This is a genomic window from Stenotrophomonas sp. T8 (assembly GCF_051853085.1).
GTDB lineage: Bacteria > Pseudomonadota > Gammaproteobacteria > Xanthomonadales > Xanthomonadaceae > Stenotrophomonas > Stenotrophomonas sepilia.
Window position 1 is genome coordinate 4,006,138 of record NZ_CP195329.1, and the last position, 17,589, is coordinate 4,023,726.

Here is a 17,589-nt window from a genome sequence, read left to right on the forward strand (position 1 = left end):
GATCAAAGCACCCCGCTGCCATCGGCGTGGCCGACGTCGCGGGGATGCGTCGGCCGGCGTGATGTGGCGCCGGGCTCAGCCCTGGCGCGTGCGCAGTTTTTCCAGCACGCCGTCCAGGGTGTCCAGGTCGGTGTAGTGGATGATCAGCTTGCCCTTGCCGCCACGGCCGTGGCTGATCGCCACCTTGGCGCCGAGCGCTTCGGACAGCTCGGTTTCCAGCGAGGCGATGTCGGCCTGCTGCACCTTCGGCGTGGCCACCGGACGGCTGCTCGGCACCTTGCCGGCGGCGAAGGCCTGCGCGCGCCGCTCGACCTCGCGCACCGACCAGCCTTCGTCGGCCGCTTCCTGGGCCAGCTTGCCGGCCAGTTCGGGGGCCAGGGTCAGCAGCGCACGGGCATGCCCCATTTCCAGGCGGCGGGTTTCCAGCAGCAGGCGGATCGCCACCGGCAGTTCCAGCAGGCGCAGCAGGTTGGACACCGCCGCGCGCGAGCGGCCGACGGCCTCGGCGGCCTCGGCATGGGTGAGGGTGAACTCGCTGATCAGGCGCTGCAGCGCTTCGGCTTCTTCCAGCGGGTTGAGGTCTTCGCGCTGGATGTTCTCGATCAGCGCCATCGCGATGACGGTGCGGTCTTCCAGCTCGCGCACCACCACCGGCACTTCGTCCAGCCCGGCCAGCTGCGATGCGCGCCAGCGGCGTTCACCGGCGACGATTTCGTAGTTGCCCGCCGGCAGCTGGCGCACCAGGATCGGCTGGATCACGCCCTGCGACTTGATCGAGTCGGCCAGCTCGGACAGCTTGCCCTCGTCCATTTCGCGGCGCGGCTGGTATTTGCCCGGCTGCAGCTGGCCGACCGGCAACTTGCGCAGCACTTCCCCCGGCAGCGGCTCGATCACCGCCGTGGTGGCCTGCACCTGGCTGACCGCGCCCTTCGGGCCCAGCAGCGCGTCCAGGCCACGGCCGAGGCCTCGCTTCTTGGCTGCCGGCTTGCTGCTGGTCATCAGACGGTCTCCACGGCCTTGGTGGCCTTGTTGCGTTCGTTGTTGCGGCGGATGATCTCGCCGGCCAGGCCCAGGTAGGCCACGCCACCGCGCGAGGCGCGGTCGTAGCCGACGATGCTCTGGCCATGGCTGGGTGCCTCGGCCAGGCGCACGTTGCGCGGCACGATGGTGCGGAACACGCGATCGCCGAAGTGCTCGGTGAGCTCGGCCGACACCGCGTTGGCCAGGTTGTTGCGCACATCGAACATGGTGCGCAGCACGCCTTCGATCTCCAGCGCCGGATTGAGGTCGGCACGCAGCGCTTCGATGGTTTCCACCAGCGCGCTCAGGCCTTCCAGGGCGTAGTACTCGCACTGCATCGGCACGATCACCGAATCGGCGGCGGCCAGCGCGTTGAGCGTCAGCAGCGACAGCGCCGGCGGGCAGTCGATCAGGATGTAGTCGTACTCGTCGCGGATCGGTGCCAGCGCGCGCTTCAGCCGCTGCTCGCGCTCGCTCTGCGCCATCAGCTGGATCTCGGCGGCGGTCAGGTCGATGTTGCCGGGCAACAGGTCGTAGCCTTCGGCGGTCTGCACGCGTACATCGGCGGCGCTGGACTCGCCCAGCAGCAGATCGTAGGTGGAGGCGGCCAGCTCACGCTTGTCCACGCCGCTGCCCATGGTCGCGTTGCCCTGCGAATCGAGGTCGACCAGCAGCACACGCTTGGGTGCATTGGCCAGGGAAGCGGCCAGGTTGACGGCGGTCGTGGTCTTGCCGACGCCACCCTTCTGGTTGGCGATGGCGATGATGCGGGCCATGCGGGTGTGCCTCGTCGACGGATGGTTGGGACCGGTCATTATGCGTACAACCGGCCCCTTGCGGAAATCGTGGATCGCCAACCCGTTGTTCCACAAAGGGCTGGCGGCGGGAATCAGGGACCTGTAACGGTGACCAGGTGGCGTTCGCCGGCCAGGCCGGGCACGCTCAGCGGGGTCACCTCGCGCACCTGCCAGCCCGCCGGCAGTTCCGCGATCTCCTCATGCGGGTAGACGCCCTTCATGGCCAGCAGCACGCCACCGGGGCGCAGCAGATGGCCACCGACGCGGACGATGCCGGCCAGGGTATCCATTGCGCGCGCGGTCAGCTGGTCGTAACGGCCGGCCTCGTCCAGCGCCTCGGCGCGCGATTCGGCCACGCGGGCATTGCCCAGGCCGAGCTGGCGCACGGCCTCGCGCATGAAGCGCGCCTTCTTGCCATTGCTCTCGACCAGGGTCACCTGCAGGCCCGGGCAGGCGATGGCCAGCGGGATGCCGGGCAGCCCGGGCCCGGTGCCGAGGTCGGCCAGGCTGCCATCGGCCACGAACGGCTGCATCGCCAGCGAGTCGAGCAGGTGGCGGGTGACCATCTCCTGCGGGTCGCGGATGGCGGTGAGGTTGTAGGTGCCGTTCCAGCGGTGCAGCAGGGCCAGGTAGCGCAGCAGCGGCAGCGCCAGCGCGGCATCCAGGCCCATGCTGGCCAGGCCCTGTTCCAGCGTGGCAGCCACGCTGGCGGGAAGTGGGTGTTCGCTCATGCCGGCATTATCGCCGGTTTTGCGCGCTGATTCCCCGCCTCAGTGCGGATACCAGGCCAACGCCGCCCGGAACTGACCGGTGGCCTGCCATTCGTGCAGGTGCCAGCGCGCGGCCTCGCCCAGTTCCGGGTCGCACCAGCGCAGGTGCAGGGCGCCATTGGCCCCCGGCGCCAGCTGCAGGCGGTGCAGGCCGAACGAGATACCCTGGCCGTGCGCCTTCAGCATCGCTTCCTTGGCGCACCACACGCGGAAGAACCAGTGTTCGCGGTCGGCCTGGTCCAGGCTTTCCAGCCACGCCACCTCCTCCGGGTGGAAGAAGCGCTGCACGATCTCCAGCAGGCGGGCGCGCGGCCGCAGCAGTTCCAGGTCCACGCCCAGCCGCACGCCTTCGCCCAGCGCCACCAGCAGCACCTCGCCGCTGTGGCTCCAGCCAGTGCCGTAGTGGGCCAATGCGCCGCTCAGTTCCGGCCGGCCCTTGTCATCGCGGACCAGCGGCAGCGTCTCCGGATCGGCCCCGAGGGCCTGCGCCAGCACCTGCCGTGCCTGCGGTTCGCCGCGATGGCCGGGCACGTGCGGGCGCCGCCAGACCGTCACCGGACCAAAGCGCCACGGGCCGTCGAGGGTGGCTGGCAGGCTCATGCGCACGCGCCCGTCACACGATTGCACGACGGGTTCACGGCCGTGCGCGTCAACTGGTCACCGTTCCCCACCGGAGGTTCGATCATGGGCATCATCATCTGGCTGATCGTCGGCGGCATCGTAGGCTGGCTGGCCAGCATCATCATGAAGCGCGATGCCCAGCAGGGCATCATCCTCAACATCGTGGTCGGCATCGTCGGCGCGCTGATTTCCGGCTGGCTGTTCGGCGGCGGCATCAACGAAGCGATCACCATTCGAACCTTCCTGTTCTCGCTGATCGGTGCGGTGATCCTGCTGGCGATCGTCAACCTGTTCACCCGCAAGAGCATACGCTGACGCGGCGGTAACGCCGGCCGCTGGCCGGCGGGCCTTTCAGAACGGGCCCGGCAATCGCCGGGCCTCGTTCATTCAACCGATCTGTACCCACGCCGGCGCATGGTCGCTCGGGCGTTCCCAGGTGCGCGGCTCGCGGTCGATGCCCGAGGCCACCGCACCGCTCTTCAGCGCATCGGAGACCAGGGTCAGGTCGATGCGCAGGCCGAGGTTGCGGCGGAAACCGGCCGCCCGGTAATCCCACCAGCTGAAGGTACCCGCCTCGTCGTTGTGCAGGCGGAAGCCATCGTGCAGGCCCAGCTGCAGCAGCTTGGTGAGCGCGCCGCGCTCGGCGGTGGAGGTCAGGATGTGGTTGTCGTTCCACACCTCCGGGTCGTGCACGTCGCGGGCGTCCGGGGCAATGTTGAAGTCCCCCATCACGATCAGCTTCGGGTGCCGCTGCAGTTCTTCGGCGATCCAGGCATGCACCGCGTCCAGCCAGCGCAGCTTGTACTCGTACTTGTCGGTACCGATGTCCTGGCCGTTGACCACGTACAGGTTGATCACCCGCAGGTCGCCGAAGGTACCGGCGATGACACGCTTCTGTTCGTCCTCGAAGCCGGGAATGCCGATCTGCACGTCCTGTGCAGGCTCACGCGACAGCAGCGCCACGCCGTTGTAGGTCTTCTGGCCGGCGAACACGCTGCGGTAGCCGGCGGCCATCAGCGCAGAGTCGGGGAACTTGTGGTCCTCCAGCTTGGTTTCCTGGATACCGACGATGTCCGGGCCGAAGTCCTTGAGCCACTGCTCCAGGTGCGGCAGGCGGACATTGAGCGAATTGACGTTCCACGAGGCGATTTTCATGCGGGCATTCTACCCGGGTGGCCGGGATGGGGCTCGGGCCGGATTCCCGTGTAGAGCCGAGCCCACGCTCGGCTGCATTGACCAGGCACCCAGCCAGGAGCAGCCGAGCGTGGGCTCGGCTCTACAGAAGAATCGGGCCGGGCCCTGATTCAGCAGAGCCACGCCCTGCCTGGGTTCACCGCAGCAGCAGCTTCAACAAACCCGCAATCTTCGAATACGGCGGCCGCAGCCGGTCGCTGGCCGCCCAGCGCGATTGCCACAGCACCGGCAGCCGCTTGCTCATCGCATCGAACCCGGCCCGGCCGTGGTAGGCGCCCATGCCGCTGGCCCCCACCCCGCCAAACGGCAGGCCATCGGCGGCGAAGTGCAGCAACGTGTCATTTACCGTCACGCCACCGGCCACCACCTGGCCGAGGATGCGCTCCACCGTGGCCGTGTCATGGCTGAAGGGATACAGCGCCAGCGGCCGGTCGCGGGACAGCACGTCGGCCAGCGCCGCCTCCAGGTCCGGATAGGCCCGCACCGGCAGGATCGGCCCGAAGATCTCCTCGCGCATCAGGTCTAGGTCGTCCGGCGGGTCCAGCACCACGGTCGGCACCAGCAGGCGCTCGCGGTCGGCGCGCGCCTCGTCCACCTGCGCCAACGGAATCACCGGCACGCCACGTTCGCGCGCCTGCACCAGATAGCCCTGCAGGCGCTGGTACTGGCCCTCGTTGATGATGCGCGTGTAGTCGTCGGCATTGCTGAAGTCGCCATAGCGTTCGCGCACCTGCTGCTGCAGCGCCTGTACGAACTCGCGCTGGCGGACCGTATCGATCAGCACATAATCCGGCGCGATGCAGGTCTGGCCCGCGTTGAACCACTTGCCGGTGGCCAGCCGCGCGGCGGCTTTGTCCAGCGGAAAATCGCGGCAGACGATGGCCGGCGACTTGCCGCCCAGCTCCAGCGTGACCGGCACCAGATGCTCGGCGGCGGCGGCCATCACCTTGCGGCCCACGGCCGTCGAGCCGGTGAACAGCAGATGGTCCAGCGGCAGCGAGGACACCGCCGCGGCCACATCCGCCCCGCCCTGCACCACCGCCACCCGATCGGGCGGGAACACGCTGGCCAGCAGATCGGCCAGGAACGCGCTGGTGCGCGGCGTGTGTTCCGAAGGCTTCAGCAGTACGTGGTTGCCCGCAGCGATGGCGGTGGCCAAAGGCACCAATGCCAGCGTGACCGGGTAGTTCCACGGCGAGATCACCCCGACCACGCCCAGCGGCGTCGGCCGCAGCTGCGCGCGCGCTGGCCACAGCTTCCAGCCCGCCGATGCCCGCTGCGGCTTCGACCAGCGCCGCAGGTGGCGGCGCAGGTGGTCGATGGCCGACAGCACGCTCATGCCATCGGCCAGTTTCGATTCAACGTGGGCGCGATGGCCGAAGTCTTCGGCGATGGCCGTGGCCATTTCGTCCAGGCGTGGCTTCAGCGCCTCGCGCAGGCGGCGCAGGTCGGCCTCGCGCTGGTGCAGCGATGGGCGCTGCGACTGCCAGGCGCTGCGCAGGGAGTGCAGGATGGCGGGAAGGTCGGCTGGGGCGGTGATGGTCATGGGCCGACTATACGGGGTGCTGCGCAACGCCATGGTAGTGCCGGCCGCTGGCCGGCAATGGGTTCATGTCTGCGAAGATTCATGGGGTTGCCGGCCAGCGGCCGGCACTACCGGAATGCGAGCCGAGTGGGCACGGTCCACAAACAGAAAGGCCGCGGTCTGCACCGCGGCCCCTGAAACCCGGTGGGTGCCGACCGTTGGTCGGCACGCCGGTTACTTGGTGATATCCACGTTCTTGGTCTCGCGCAGGAACAGGCCGCCGATCACCACCGACATCAGTGCGATCGCAATCGGGTACCACAGGCCGTAGTACAGGTTGCCGGTACCGGCCACCAGCGCGAACGAGATGGCCGGCAGGAAGCCACCGAACCAGCCGTTGCCGATGTGGTACGGCAGCGACATCGAGGTGTAGCGGATACGGGTCGGGAACAGTTCCACCAGGTAGGCGGCGATCGGGCCGTAGACCATGGTCACGTACAGCACCAGCAGCCACAGCATGAAGATGGTGCCGGCGATGTTGATGCGTGCGCCATCGGCCTTGGCCGGGTAGCCGGCAGAGGTCAGGGCGGTCTTCAGTTCCGCGCCGAACGCATCGGCCTTGGCCTTGCCTTCTTCCTTGGTCAGGCCGGCGGCCTCATACGAGGTGACGCTGGCACTGCCCACGTTCACCATCGCCAGCGAACCGGCGGCGGCGGGCTGCACGTCGTACGGCACACCGGCCTTGGTCAACGCGGCGGTCGCCACGTCGCAGGAGCTGGTGAACTTGCGCAGGCCCACCGGATCGAACTGGAACGAGCAGGTGGCCGGATCGGCGACGACCAGTGCCGGGGAGCTGCTGCGGGCTTCTTCGATGGCCGGGTTGGCGAAGTGGGTCAGGCCCTTGAAGATCGGGATGTAGGTGATGGCCGCCAGCAGGCAGCCGGCCAGGATGATCTTCTTGCGGCCGATGCGGTCGGACAGCCAGCCGAAGAAGATGAAGAACGGCGTGCCCAGTGCCAGCGCTGCGGCGATCAGCAGGTAGGAGGTGGTGGCATCGACCTTCAGCATGCTGCTGAGGAAGAACAGCGCGTAGAACTGTCCGCCGTACCAGACCACGGCCTGGCCAGCCGCCGCACCGAGCAGGACGAGCAGCATCAGCTTCAGGTTGCCGCCCTTCAGGCTGTCGCGGAACGGGGTCTTGGAGCCCTTGCCTTCAGCCTTCATCTGCTGGAACAGCGGCGATTCGCTCAGCTGCAGGCGGATCCATACCGAAATGCCCAGCAGCAGGATCGACACCAGGAACGGGATGCGCCAGCCCCAGGCCTCGAACGCCTCGTTGCCCAGGGTCATGCGGCAGGCCAGGATGATCAGCAGCGACAGGAACAGGCCCAGCGTGGCGGTGCACTGGATGAAGCTGGTGTACAGGCCGCGCTTGTCGTCCGGCGCGTGCTCGGCCACATAGGTGGCGGCACCGCCGTACTCGCCGCCCATCGCCAGGCCCTGGGCCAGGCGCAGGATGATCAGGATCACCGGTGCGGCAAACCCGATCGAGGCGTAGTTGGGCAGCACGCCGACCAGGAAGGTCGAGATGCCCATGATCAGGATGGTGACCAGGAAGGTGTACTTGCGGCCGATGCGGTCGCCGAGGCTGCCGAAGAAGGCCGCGCCGAACGGGCGCACGAAGAAGCCGGCGGCGAACGCCAGCAGGGCGAAGATCATGCCCGTGGTTTCATTGACGCCACTGAAGAACTGCTTGGCGATGATGGCCGCGAGCGAGCCGTACAGGAAGAAGTCATACCACTCGAAGACCGTGCCGAGGCTCGAGGCGAAGATGACCTTCTTGTGGCCCTTGGTCAGGGTGCCCGCTTTATGTGCGGTGCTGGGTGTACTGGACATGGGACGCTTCCCCTCCGAAGCAATCGTTGTTGGTGGGTGCCGACCGTTGGTCGGCACTCAATTCGGTAGATGCCGACCTTGGCCGGCACCCCATCTCGGTAGGTGCCGGCCGCTGGCCGGCACGCTCTTAGAAGCTGTACTTCGTAGTGAACTGCAACCGGGTGATGTCACCCTTGTTGCCGTTCTCCACTTCGCGACGGCCATACATCAGCTCGGCGCCGATATCGACCTTGGGCAGCGGCGAATAGAAGATGTTGCCGCGGATGCTCTGCACGCTCTTGGTCACCAGCGGGCCGAGGATGCTGTCGTTGTCGTAGTCGCTGCGCGCGTAGATCAGGTTGGTGCGCAGCTTCGGCGAGAACGCATGCCGCCAGCCGACATAGCCGGCCAGCACGCCGGTCGGGTTGAGTTCGTCGCGGGCCACGTCATAGGCACTATCGGCAGTGATGCCCAGGCCGATGTAGCGGGCGATGCCTTCGCCACCGGTCAGCTGGTAATGCAGCGAATCGCTGTCACCCATCACCCACTTGCCGCCCAGGGTCAGGCCGCCGGCCACCTTGTCGGCCTTCGCGCCGGTCGCCTGGTTGTCGACCTTCAACTGGCGGACGATGCCGCCGACACCGAAGGTGCCCCAGTCGCCCTTCCAACCATAGCGCAGGGTCAGGTCGGGCAGGCTGCCACGGTCGGAGTTGGCGCTGGCGTTGGTCCAGGCGCCGGTGACCGGGTTGCGGGTGCCGGTGAGGGTGGTGGTTTCCGGGTTTTCCAGCGCGACGCTGAAGCCACCCTGGGTGTAGCGCACCTGCGCCTGGCGCACGAAGATCACGCCGTCGGTGGGGCCGACGAAGTCGACCGCTTCGGGTAGTGCGGCCGCGTCCATGAAGTTGGACCAGGTCTGGCCGGCCAGCCAGTTGTTCCAGTACATGTAGGCGTGGCGCAGGGTCACGCCGTAGGTATTGGTGGCGGTCTGGTTGCCCAGCGAGTTGCCGAAGAAGTCCATCTCGAAGAACGCACCGGCCTTGTTGCCCGATTCGCTGACGTTGTCGATGCCCAGGTTGAAGCGCGAGAACTTGGCATGGGCGTTGAAATCGGTGCCCGACCGCTTGCCGCTGCCGCCAGCGCCTTCCACCGGGGTCTGGCCCGGCAGGTACAGCGAGCGGCCGGTGGCGTCATCGGCCAGCTGGCCATCGCTGGTCTGGGTGGCCAGGAAGTCGGCCTTGATGAAGCCGCCGATCTTGACCGTCGTGCCCGGTGCCGCGCCCGGGGTGAGGGTGGTGACCTGGATCGGCTGCTTGCCGGCCGGCACCTGTGCGACCGGCTTCTGCCCGGCCTGCACCGTGCGGACTTCGGTCACCGCCTGCTGGGTCTGGCTGATCTGGGTCTGTTGTTGTTGCTGCGAAGACAGCAGCAGCTGGACCTGGCGTTCCAGTTCGGCAACGCGTGCTTCCAGTGCCTTCTCTTTGGCGGTCTCTGCGAACGCCATGCCCGGTGCGACCAGGGCGACCAGCAGGCAGGCCGCCAAAGGTGTGCGCACGGCTTTCAACGTACGGTGGCTCATGTTGCCCTCTCTCCCAAGTGGCAAGGTGATGCCGCGCGTGGGGCACGGTCGAGCCGAGACTGCGGGGCGATTATGTATAGCGGCTATTCGCCATTGGTCGAACCCGGCCCTGCAGGGCGCTCACTTTCGACCATGGTCTAACCAGGGTGGTGACGCGGCCGGGGGTGGATGGGGCAAACTGAGGGGGATTGGTCGTTGCGATGCTGCGACCGCACATACAAAGTCAACGTGCAAGTGAGGGTGCCATGGCTGATATCTACCCCGTCGATCCGCAGTTCGCCGCCAAGGCACGCATCGACAAGAAGACCTATGAACAGCAGTACCAGGCGTCGGTAACCGACCCGGATGGATTCTGGGGCAAGGCCGCCGAGCGCCTGCAATGGATGCGCAAGCCGACGAAGATCAAGAACGTCAGCTACGACCTGTCCGACTTCCACATCAAGTGGTTCGAGGATGGTGAGCTCAATGCCAGCGTGAACTGCCTGGATCGCCAGCTCGAGACGCGCGGCGACAAGACCGCCCTGCTGTTCGAGCCGGACGGCCCGGATGCACCGGCCCAGCACGTGACCTATCGCGAGCTGTATGAGCGCACCTGCCGCCTCGGCAATGCGCTGCGCAACCTCGGGGTCAAAAAGGGCGACCGCGTCACCATCTACCTGCCGATGATCATCGATGCTGCGGTGGCCATGCTGGCCTGCGCGCGCATCGGTGCGATCCACTCGGTGGTGTTTGGTGGCTTCGCGCCGAACTCGATCGCCGACCGCGTCAGCGACTGCCAGAGCAAGCTGATCATCACCGCCGACGAAGGCTTGCGCGGTGGCCGCAGGATTCCGCTGAAGGCCAACGTTGATGCCGCGCTGAAGCTGCCGGGCACGAACACGGTTGAAACCGTGCTGGTGGTGCGCCACACCGGCGGCGCGGTGGACATGCAGGCCCCGCGCGACCGCTGGTTCCACGATGTGGTGGACAGCCAGCCGGCCACCTGCGAACCGGAACGCATGAACGCGGAAGATCCGCTGTTCATCCTCTACACCTCCGGTTCCACCGGCAAGCCGAAGGGCGTGCTGCACACCACCGGCGGCTATCTGCTGTACGCGGCCTGCACCCATGAAGCGGTGTTCGACCTGCGCGAGGACGACATCTACTGGTGCACCGCCGACGTCGGCTGGGTCACCGGCCACAGCTACATCGTGTACGGGCCACTGGCCAACGGTGCGACCTCGCTGATGTTCGAAGGCGTGCCGAACTATCCGGACACCTCGCGCTTCTGGAACGTCATCGACAAGCACAAGGTGACCATCTTCTACACCGCCCCGACCGCCATCCGTGCGCTGATGCGCGAGGGCGAGGAGCCGGTGAAGAAGACCTCGCGCGCGTCGCTGCGCCTGCTCGGCAGCGTCGGCGAGCCGATCAACCCGGAAGCCTGGCGCTGGTACTACGAAGTGGTCGGCGACAGCCGCTGCCCGATCGTCGATACCTGGTGGCAGACCGAGACCGGCGGCATCCTGATCTCGCCGCTGGCCGGTGCGATGGACCTCAAGCCGGGGTCGGCCACCCTGCCCTTCTTCGGCGTGCAGCCGGCGCTGGTCAATGCCGATGGCGAGATCCAGGACGGCCCGACCGAGGGCAACCTGATCATCCGTGACTCCTGGCCGGGCCAGATGCGCACGGTGTACGGCGACCACCAGCGTTTCATCGATACGTATTTCCGCACCTACCCCGGCAGCTACTTCACCGGCGACGGTTGCCGCCGCGACGAGGACGGCTATTACTGGATCACCGGCCGCGTCGACGATGTGATCAATGTGTCCGGCCACCGCATCGGCACCGCCGAAGTGGAAAGCGCGCTGGTCTCGCATCCGAAGGTGGCCGAAGCGGCGGTCGTGGGCTTCCCGCACGACGTCAAGGGCCAGGGCATCTACGCCTACGTCACCCTGGTGGCCGAAGAGGCGCCGAGCGATGAGCTGCACAAGGAACTGATCGCCTGGGTGCGCAAGGAGATCGGCCCGATCGCCACACCGGACCACCTGCAGTGGGCGCCGGGCCTGCCGAAGACCCGCTCGGGCAAGATCATGCGCCGCATCCTGCGCAAGATCGCCGAGAACGCACCGGACCAGCTCGGCGACACCTCGACCCTGGCCGATCCATCGGTGGTGGCGTCGCTGGTGGACGAGCGCAAGGTGCGATGACGTACGACCCGGGGTCGGATCCCTTTGCTCAAGGAAAGGGCTCTGACCCCATCTGCTTTCCCCCACGGTTCCCCCCGACCATGACCACCCTCCTGATTGCCGATGACCACCCGCTGTTCCGCGAAGCCCTGCGCGGCGCCGTGCAGCGGGTCATCCCGGGCGTGCAGCTGTTCGAGGCCGACAGCGTGGAAGCGCTGTACGCGCTGGCCGACCAGCACAACGACGCCGACCTGGTCCTGATGGATCTCAACATGCCCGGTGCGCAGGGTTTCAACGCACTGGTGCACATGCGCTCACTGCACCCCCAGCTGCCAGTGGTGGTGGTGTCCGCGCGCGAAGAGGCCACGGTGATGCGCCGCGCGCTCGACCACGGTGCGCTGGGCTTCATCCCGAAGTCTGCGGATTCGGACACCATCGGCCATGCGTTGGGCACCATCCTCGATGGCGAGACCTGGGCACCGCCGGAAGCGCACAACGTGCCGCCCACCGGCAGCGAAGAACGCGAAGTCGGCCAGCGCCTGCGCGAGCTGACCCCGCAGCAGTTCCGCGTCCTGCAGATGCTCGGCGCCGGCCGCTTGAACAAGCAGATCGCCTACGACCTCAACGTCTCCGAAGCGACGATCAAGGCCCACGTCACCGCCATCCTGCGCAAGCTCGGCGTGACCAACCGCACCCAGGCCGTGCTGATGGCCGGCAAGCTGGCGATCGACGACGACGCCATCGTGCTGCCGCCGGAAGAAGACTGAAGGTGACGGACTGCGGAGCCGAGCATGGGCTCGGCTCTACAGACGTCATGATGCCCCTGTAGAGCCGAGCCCACGCTCGGCTGCTCTTTGCCTCAATACCAATCACTCCTCAAGCAACCATCGACTCCACACATAGGGGTATTCCCCGATGCGCGTGGCCAGCCCAGCACGCACGGGATTGGCCGCGATGTACATCGCCTGCGTGCGCAGGCACTCATCGCCGCGCAGCGCATGATCGTAGTATCCCGGCTGCCAGATCGGCGCGTTCGCCTCAGTGCGCCTGCCGATGGAACGCCCGCTCCGTGATTTGAGGATCTGCATGCAGCCGACGAGCGTGCCGGTACGGAGTTCGAACAGCCAGTGCAGATGATCCGGCATCACCACCCAGGCGAGGGAGGAGGTCCGCCCAGTCCGCTCTACGGTGCGCAGGGCTTCGATCAGCAGATCGACGTTGGCCTTGTCACTGAACCAGGGACGACGCGCATGCGTCACCGTGGTAAGTGCATAGACATTGCCGGTATGCGACCAACGACCATAACGGAGTGCGGGACTGGCCATGCGAAGAGGCTATGGCACGCATGCCAGTCTCTCCATCAGTGCAACACCGCAATGCTTGTCAGCCAACACCCTGATGTAGAGCCGAGCCCATGCTCGGCTGCCATGCAAAGCAGCCGAGCGTGGGCTCGGCTCTACAGGTTTCCCTGCTCACCCCACGCCGTGCAGGTGTTCGTACAGGATCGTCGCGCCGATGATCACCAGGATCACGCCACCGATGATCTCGGCACGCTTGCCGACCATGCTGCCCAGCACGCGGCCGAGCATGATGCCGGCGGTGACCATGGTCAGCGTGCACAGGCCGATGACCGCGGCCATCACGCCGATATGCACGTCCATGAAGGCCAGGCCGATGCCCACCGCCATCGCATCGATGCTGGTGGCGAAACCGGTCAACGCCAGCTTCCAGAAGCCGTGGTGCTGCGAGGGGTCTTCGTCTTCGTCAGCACTGTCCGGGCGCAGGCCGTTGTAGATCATGTGGATGCCCAGCGCGCCGAGCAGGCCGAACGCGATCCAGTGGTCGAAGGCTTCGACATACTGCAGGGCGGCGCGGCCGAGCAGCCAGCCGATGATGGGCGTGATCGCCTCGATGACGCCGAAGATGATGCCGGCACGCAAGGCATCGCGGAACACCGGCTTGCGCATGGCCGCGCCCTTGCCGATCGCGGCGGCAAAGGCATCGGTGGACATGGCAAAGCCGATCAGGAGGATCGAGATGGGGGACATTGGCGACTGCTGAAGGTCGGGCTAGGACGGACGCACGGCCGGCGCTCGCGCCCAACCTGACGTTGCGCGCGCGGGCCGCTGGTCTCGCCAACCATCATGGTTGTCCACGCCACGGCGCACTGGCCGAGTATGTTGACGTGGACGATTCCTGCGAAGGAATCCGGCTACTCCCCAAGGGGACGCGAAGCTTAGCATCGCGATCCACGCGTGGCGCATTTCCATCGAAACGCGCAGGCAGGGCTGGTTTGTATAGCGATGGCTATATCAGCACGTCGCTGCGCGCGGGCTCGGCTCTACAGAGGGCCCCCGCAACTGGATTTTTGTAGAGCCGAGCCAATGCTCGGCTGCTGTTCGGCCGGCCCACGGAACACCATGTTCCGCGCAGCAGCCGAGTGCGGACTCGGCTCTACATTGCCATCAGGCATCGCTGTTGCCGGCGTCGCGCAGCGCGCCGAGGAAGGCGCGCAGCGAGGCCGGCTTGATCGGCTTGGTCAGCACGCGGTAGCCACGCTCGCGTGCCATCCGCTTCAGTTCGTCGCGGCCATCGGCGGTCAGCAGCGCACCCGGCAGCGGATAGCCGGCCGCCTCGCGCAGCGCCACCAGCGCATCGAGGCCATCCATGCGATCGTGCAGGTGGTAGTCCACCAGCATCACCTGCGGACGCTCGGCAATCTTCTCCAGCGCCTGGTCGACGGTGGCGGCAGTGATCACCTGCACCTGCCAGCGGCCGAGCAGCGCGCGCATGCCGTCGAGGATTTCCTCGTCGTTGTCCACGCACAACACCCGCAGGCCCGCCAGCGAATCGCTGCGCACCGGTGCGGGCACGGCCTGCACCGGCGTGGCCAACTCGGTATACCCGGGTAGTGGCGCCACCCGCGGCAGGATGATCGAGAACATCGAGCCCTTGCCGACGCGGCTGCGTGCGTTCAACCGATGATCAAGCAGGCGCGAGATGCGCTGGCAGATCGACAGGCCCAGGCCCAACCCCTGCTCGCCCCAGTCGAACGGCTGCTGGTAGCGGTGGAACTCGTCGAAGATCTGCCGCATGTGGTGTTCGGGAATGCCCGGGCCGGTGTCCCACACCTGCAGTTCCACCTCGTCGCCGCGCTGGCGCACGGCCAGCACGATGCGCCCCTGGCGTGTGTAGCGCAGCGCATTGGCCAGGAAGTTCTGCAGTACGCGGCGCAGCAGGCGGCGGTCACTGCGCACCCAGGCCGGACGCGTGAACAGGTCCAGGCGCAGACCGCGACCCGCAGCGACCGGGGTGTACTGCGCCGCCAGCTCGCGCATCAACGCACTCACGTCGAATTCGCCGATCACCGGGTGCAGGCCACCGGCATCCAGCCGCGACACGTCCAGCAGGCCATCAAGCAGTTCTTCGGCCGCACGCAGCGATGCATCCACGCGCTCGGCAAGATGCTTCTGCTCGTCGCTCACGTGATCACTGTCGCGCAGTGCCGAAGCGAACAGGCGTGCTGCGTTCAGCGGCTGCAGCACGTCGTGGCTGATCGCCGCCAGGAAGCGCGTCTTCGACTGCTGCGCGACCTCGGCCTCATGCGAGCGCTCGGCCACGCGCTGTTCCAGCGTCTCGTTGGCTTCAAGCAGCGCCCTTTCAGCGTGCTTGTAGTCGGTGATGTCGTTGTAGCTGGTCACGTAGCCGCCGCCCGGCAGCGCCTGGCCGCGCATCTCGATCACCTTGCCGTCGCTGCGGGTGCGCTCGAACACGTGCGGCGAACCGGCGCGCATGTAACCGATGCGGCGGTTGATCTGCACTTCGATATCGCCCTCGCCCAGCTCGCCGCGCTCGGCGTTGTAGCGGATCAGGTCGGCCACCGGGCGGCCCACGTAGAGCATGCCGTCGGGGTAGCCGAACATGTCCTGGTAGCGGCGGTTCCATGCGGTCAGGCGCATGTCCGGATCGACCACGCTGACCCCGGCGCTGATGTTCTCCAGCGTGGTCGACAGGATCTCGCGGTTGAAGCGCAGTTCCTGCCCGGCTTCGTCCAGTACCGCCACCACTTCACCCAGGTCCATGCCCGAGCCACGCAGCAGGCTGGTCAGCAGCAGGCGTGCGGACGCCGCGCCGATCGACGCGGCCAGCAGGCGTTCGGTGAACTGCACCCACGGGCGGTCTGCAGGCGCGGAGGATTGCAGTTCACGGCCCAGTGACTGCGCCTGCTCGAAGAACGAACGCCGCGCATGACGTTCGCCGACCACGCGCGAGGCCAGCGCCAGCAGGTCGCCCACATGCACGTGGCCGGGCCAGCCGCCGGCCACCGACGGGCGCTCGGCATACGGGTCGAGGAACGGTGCCGCACGCAGGCGCTCGTCGACGCCGGGCCGCCAGCGCGCGGACACCAGCATCATCGTCGCCGCATTGACCAGCAGCGACCAGAACGTGCCGTGGGTCAGCGGATCCCAGCCGGACATGCCGAACAGCTGCTGCGGACGCAGCCACTCGATGCCGAACGGGCCGTGCTGCACCCAGGCGGCGTCGACCCAGCCGGCCATGGTCATCGCCGGCAGCAGCAGGGTGTACAGCCAGGTGGCGAAGCCCAGCAGCATGCCCACTTCGACGCCGCGCCGGCTGGCACCGCGCCAGTACAGGCCGCCGATCAGGCCGGGCGCGAACTGCGCCACCGCTGCGAACGCCATCAGGCCGTACGAGGCCAGCGTGCTGTCGTTGCTGCTGGTGCGGTAGTAGCTGTAGGCCATCAGCGCCAGCAGCAGGATCGCCAGGCGGCGGATCCACAGCACGCGCGAGGCGACGTCGGCGGCTTCCTGGTGGTCACCGCTCCGACGCAGCAGCACCGGCATCACCAGGTCGTTGCTGACCATGGTCGCCAGCGCGATGGACGAGACGATGACCATGCCGGTGGCCGCCGAGAAGCCGCCCACGTAGGCGATCAGCGCCAGCGCATTGCGGCCTTCGGCCAACGGCAGCGCCAGCACCATCGAATCGTCGGCGACGCTGCCGCCGGTGCCGAACAGGGTGACGCCGGCGGTGGCGATCGGCAGCACCATGCCCGAGATCAGCACCAGGTAACCGCCGAACATCCAGCGCGCGCGGCGCACGTCGCGCACGTCACCGCACTCGACCACGGCCACGTGGAACTGGCGCGGCAGGCAGATGATGGCGAGGAAACTGAGCAGAGTCTGCGAGATGAAGCCGACCGGCGGCAGGCCGGTGAACAGCGTATGCACCGACTCGACCACCGCGTCGGTGCGGTTGCTCAGCCACAGGTAGGCGAACACGCCCACCGCCAGCATCGCCAGCAGCTTGATCACCGATTCGAAGGCGATCGCCAGCATCATGCCGTGGTGGTGCTCGGTGGCATCGACCTGGCGGGTGCCGAACAGGGTGGCGAACAGCGCCATCAGCAGCGCCACGTACAGCGCCGGGTCGGTGAAGAAGCCGGTGGGGCCGGTGTTGCCGGTCAGTACCTGCAGGCTCATCGCCACCGCTTTGTACTGCAACGCCAGGTACGGAATGATGCCGATCAGCGCGATGATCGCCACCAGCGCCGCCAGCCGCCGCGAGCGACCGAAGCGCGAGGAGATGAAATCGGCGATGGAGACCACGTTCTGGCTGCGTGCGATCAGCGCCAGGCGCTCGATGATGCGCCAGCCGAACAACAGCAGCAGCAGCGGGCCGATGTAGATCGGCAGGTAGCCCACGCCATTGCGCACGGCGGTACCCACCGCGCCGTAGAACGTCCACGAGGAGCAGTACACGGCCAGCGCCAGGCTGTAGACCACCGGCCGCAGCCACGGCCGGTCGGGGTACATCGGCCGACGGTCGCCCCACCACGCCACGCCGAACAGCAGCGCGGCGTAGGCAACCGAGACCAGCAGCAGGATCCAGCTGGAGACCACGCGTGCGTTTCCGTGGGAAGAACCCGCAGTGTAGGCCAGGCGTGGCCGGGGGTGCGGGCGCGTTGGGGGCAACCACCCCCACCCGGGTGGGGGCCTACGCGGTGCGGGCCACGACCGTG

Annotated in this window: 14 protein-coding genes and 1 riboswitch; of the genes, 3 read left to right on the plus strand and 11 right to left on the minus strand. The window is 67.3% G+C overall.

What is annotated here, in order from left to right; translation table 11 throughout:
- Positions 1-75: 75 nt before the first annotated feature.
- The 4 genes from ACSDHM_RS18575 to ACSDHM_RS18590 form a co-directional block, all read right to left on the minus strand.
- Positions 76-999, minus strand: a complete 924-nt coding sequence (locus tag ACSDHM_RS18575) for a ParB/RepB/Spo0J family partition protein (RefSeq protein WP_049415931.1) — start codon at positions 997-999, stop codon at positions 76-78.
- Positions 999-1,796 (minus strand): ParA family protein, encoded by a 798-nt coding sequence (locus ACSDHM_RS18580; RefSeq protein ID WP_088496652.1) that lies wholly within the window; start codon positions 1,794-1,796, stop codon positions 999-1,001. Before ACSDHM_RS18580 ends, ACSDHM_RS18575 begins: the two co-directional genes overlap by 1 nt.
- Before the next feature lie 113 nt (positions 1,797-1,909).
- On the minus strand, positions 1,910-2,548 hold the full coding sequence (rsmG, locus tag ACSDHM_RS18585) for a 16S rRNA (guanine(527)-N(7))-methyltransferase RsmG (protein ID WP_188241475.1): 639 nt from the start codon (positions 2,546-2,548) through the stop codon (positions 1,910-1,912).
- A 39-nt stretch (positions 2,549-2,587) separates the two neighbouring features.
- Positions 2,588-3,187 carry a 4'-phosphopantetheinyl transferase family protein gene (locus ACSDHM_RS18590; RefSeq protein ID WP_439426482.1) on the minus strand — a complete coding sequence of 200 codons (600 nt, stop codon included), beginning with the start codon at positions 3,185-3,187 and terminating at the stop codon, positions 2,588-2,590.
- A gap of 84 nt (positions 3,188-3,271) precedes the next feature.
- On the opposite strand from ACSDHM_RS18590, the gene ACSDHM_RS18595 reads away from it, so the two are divergent.
- A complete protein-coding gene (locus ACSDHM_RS18595; RefSeq protein WP_005411656.1) occupies positions 3,272-3,523 on the plus strand; it encodes a GlsB/YeaQ/YmgE family stress response membrane protein in 252 nt (83 codons plus the stop codon).
- Positions 3,524-3,595: 72 nt separating this feature from the next.
- Here ACSDHM_RS18595 and xth read toward each other — a convergent pair whose 3' ends face one another.
- The 4 genes from xth to ACSDHM_RS18615 all read right to left on the minus strand — a co-directional run bounded on the left by xth (position 3,596) and on the right by ACSDHM_RS18615 (position 9,378).
- Complete coding sequence (gene xth / locus ACSDHM_RS18600; protein ID WP_439426483.1) at positions 3,596-4,363, minus strand: exodeoxyribonuclease III; 768 nt, start codon at positions 4,361-4,363, stop codon at positions 3,596-3,598.
- 175 nt (positions 4,364-4,538) lie between these two features.
- Complete coding sequence (locus ACSDHM_RS18605) at positions 4,539-5,948, minus strand: coniferyl aldehyde dehydrogenase (RefSeq protein ID WP_188241477.1); 1,410 nt, start codon at positions 5,946-5,948, stop codon at positions 4,539-4,541.
- Between the two features lie 213 nt (positions 5,949-6,161).
- Complete coding sequence (locus ACSDHM_RS18610; protein ID WP_005420402.1) at positions 6,162-7,823, minus strand: MFS transporter; 1,662 nt, start codon at positions 7,821-7,823, stop codon at positions 6,162-6,164.
- Between the two features lie 127 nt (positions 7,824-7,950).
- Positions 7,951-9,378 carry a DcaP family trimeric outer membrane transporter gene (locus ACSDHM_RS18615; protein WP_057494015.1) on the minus strand — a complete coding sequence of 476 codons (1,428 nt, stop codon included), beginning with the start codon at positions 9,376-9,378 and terminating at the stop codon, positions 7,951-7,953.
- 245 nt (positions 9,379-9,623) lie between these two features.
- On the opposite strand from ACSDHM_RS18615, the gene acs reads away from it, so the two are divergent.
- Positions 9,624-11,567, plus strand: a complete 1,944-nt coding sequence (acs, locus tag ACSDHM_RS18620; protein WP_228336662.1) for an acetate--CoA ligase — start codon at positions 9,624-9,626, stop codon at positions 11,565-11,567.
- A gap of 80 nt (positions 11,568-11,647) precedes the next feature.
- Positions 11,648-12,313, plus strand: a complete 666-nt coding sequence (locus ACSDHM_RS18625; protein ID WP_005420420.1) for a response regulator transcription factor — start codon at positions 11,648-11,650, stop codon at positions 12,311-12,313.
- 102 nt (positions 12,314-12,415) lie between these two features.
- On the opposite strand, the gene ACSDHM_RS18630 is transcribed toward ACSDHM_RS18625, so the two are convergent.
- The 3 genes from ACSDHM_RS18630 to ACSDHM_RS18640 form a co-directional block, all read right to left on the minus strand.
- Complete coding sequence (locus ACSDHM_RS18630; RefSeq protein ID WP_072168863.1) at positions 12,416-12,871, minus strand: REP-associated tyrosine transposase; 456 nt, start codon at positions 12,869-12,871, stop codon at positions 12,416-12,418.
- Between the two features lie 147 nt (positions 12,872-13,018).
- Entirely contained in the window at positions 13,019-13,594 is a 576-nt protein-coding gene (locus tag ACSDHM_RS18635) for a manganese efflux pump MntP (protein WP_049449888.1), read from the minus strand.
- A gap of 89 nt (positions 13,595-13,683) precedes the next feature.
- Positions 13,684-13,773: riboswitch (yybP-ykoY riboswitch) on the minus strand.
- 238 nt (positions 13,774-14,011) lie between these two features.
- On the minus strand, positions 14,012-17,470 hold the full coding sequence (locus ACSDHM_RS18640; RefSeq protein WP_072168862.1) for a hybrid sensor histidine kinase/response regulator: 3,459 nt from the start codon (positions 17,468-17,470) through the stop codon (positions 14,012-14,014).
- Between the last annotated feature and the right edge of the window lie 119 nt (positions 17,471-17,589).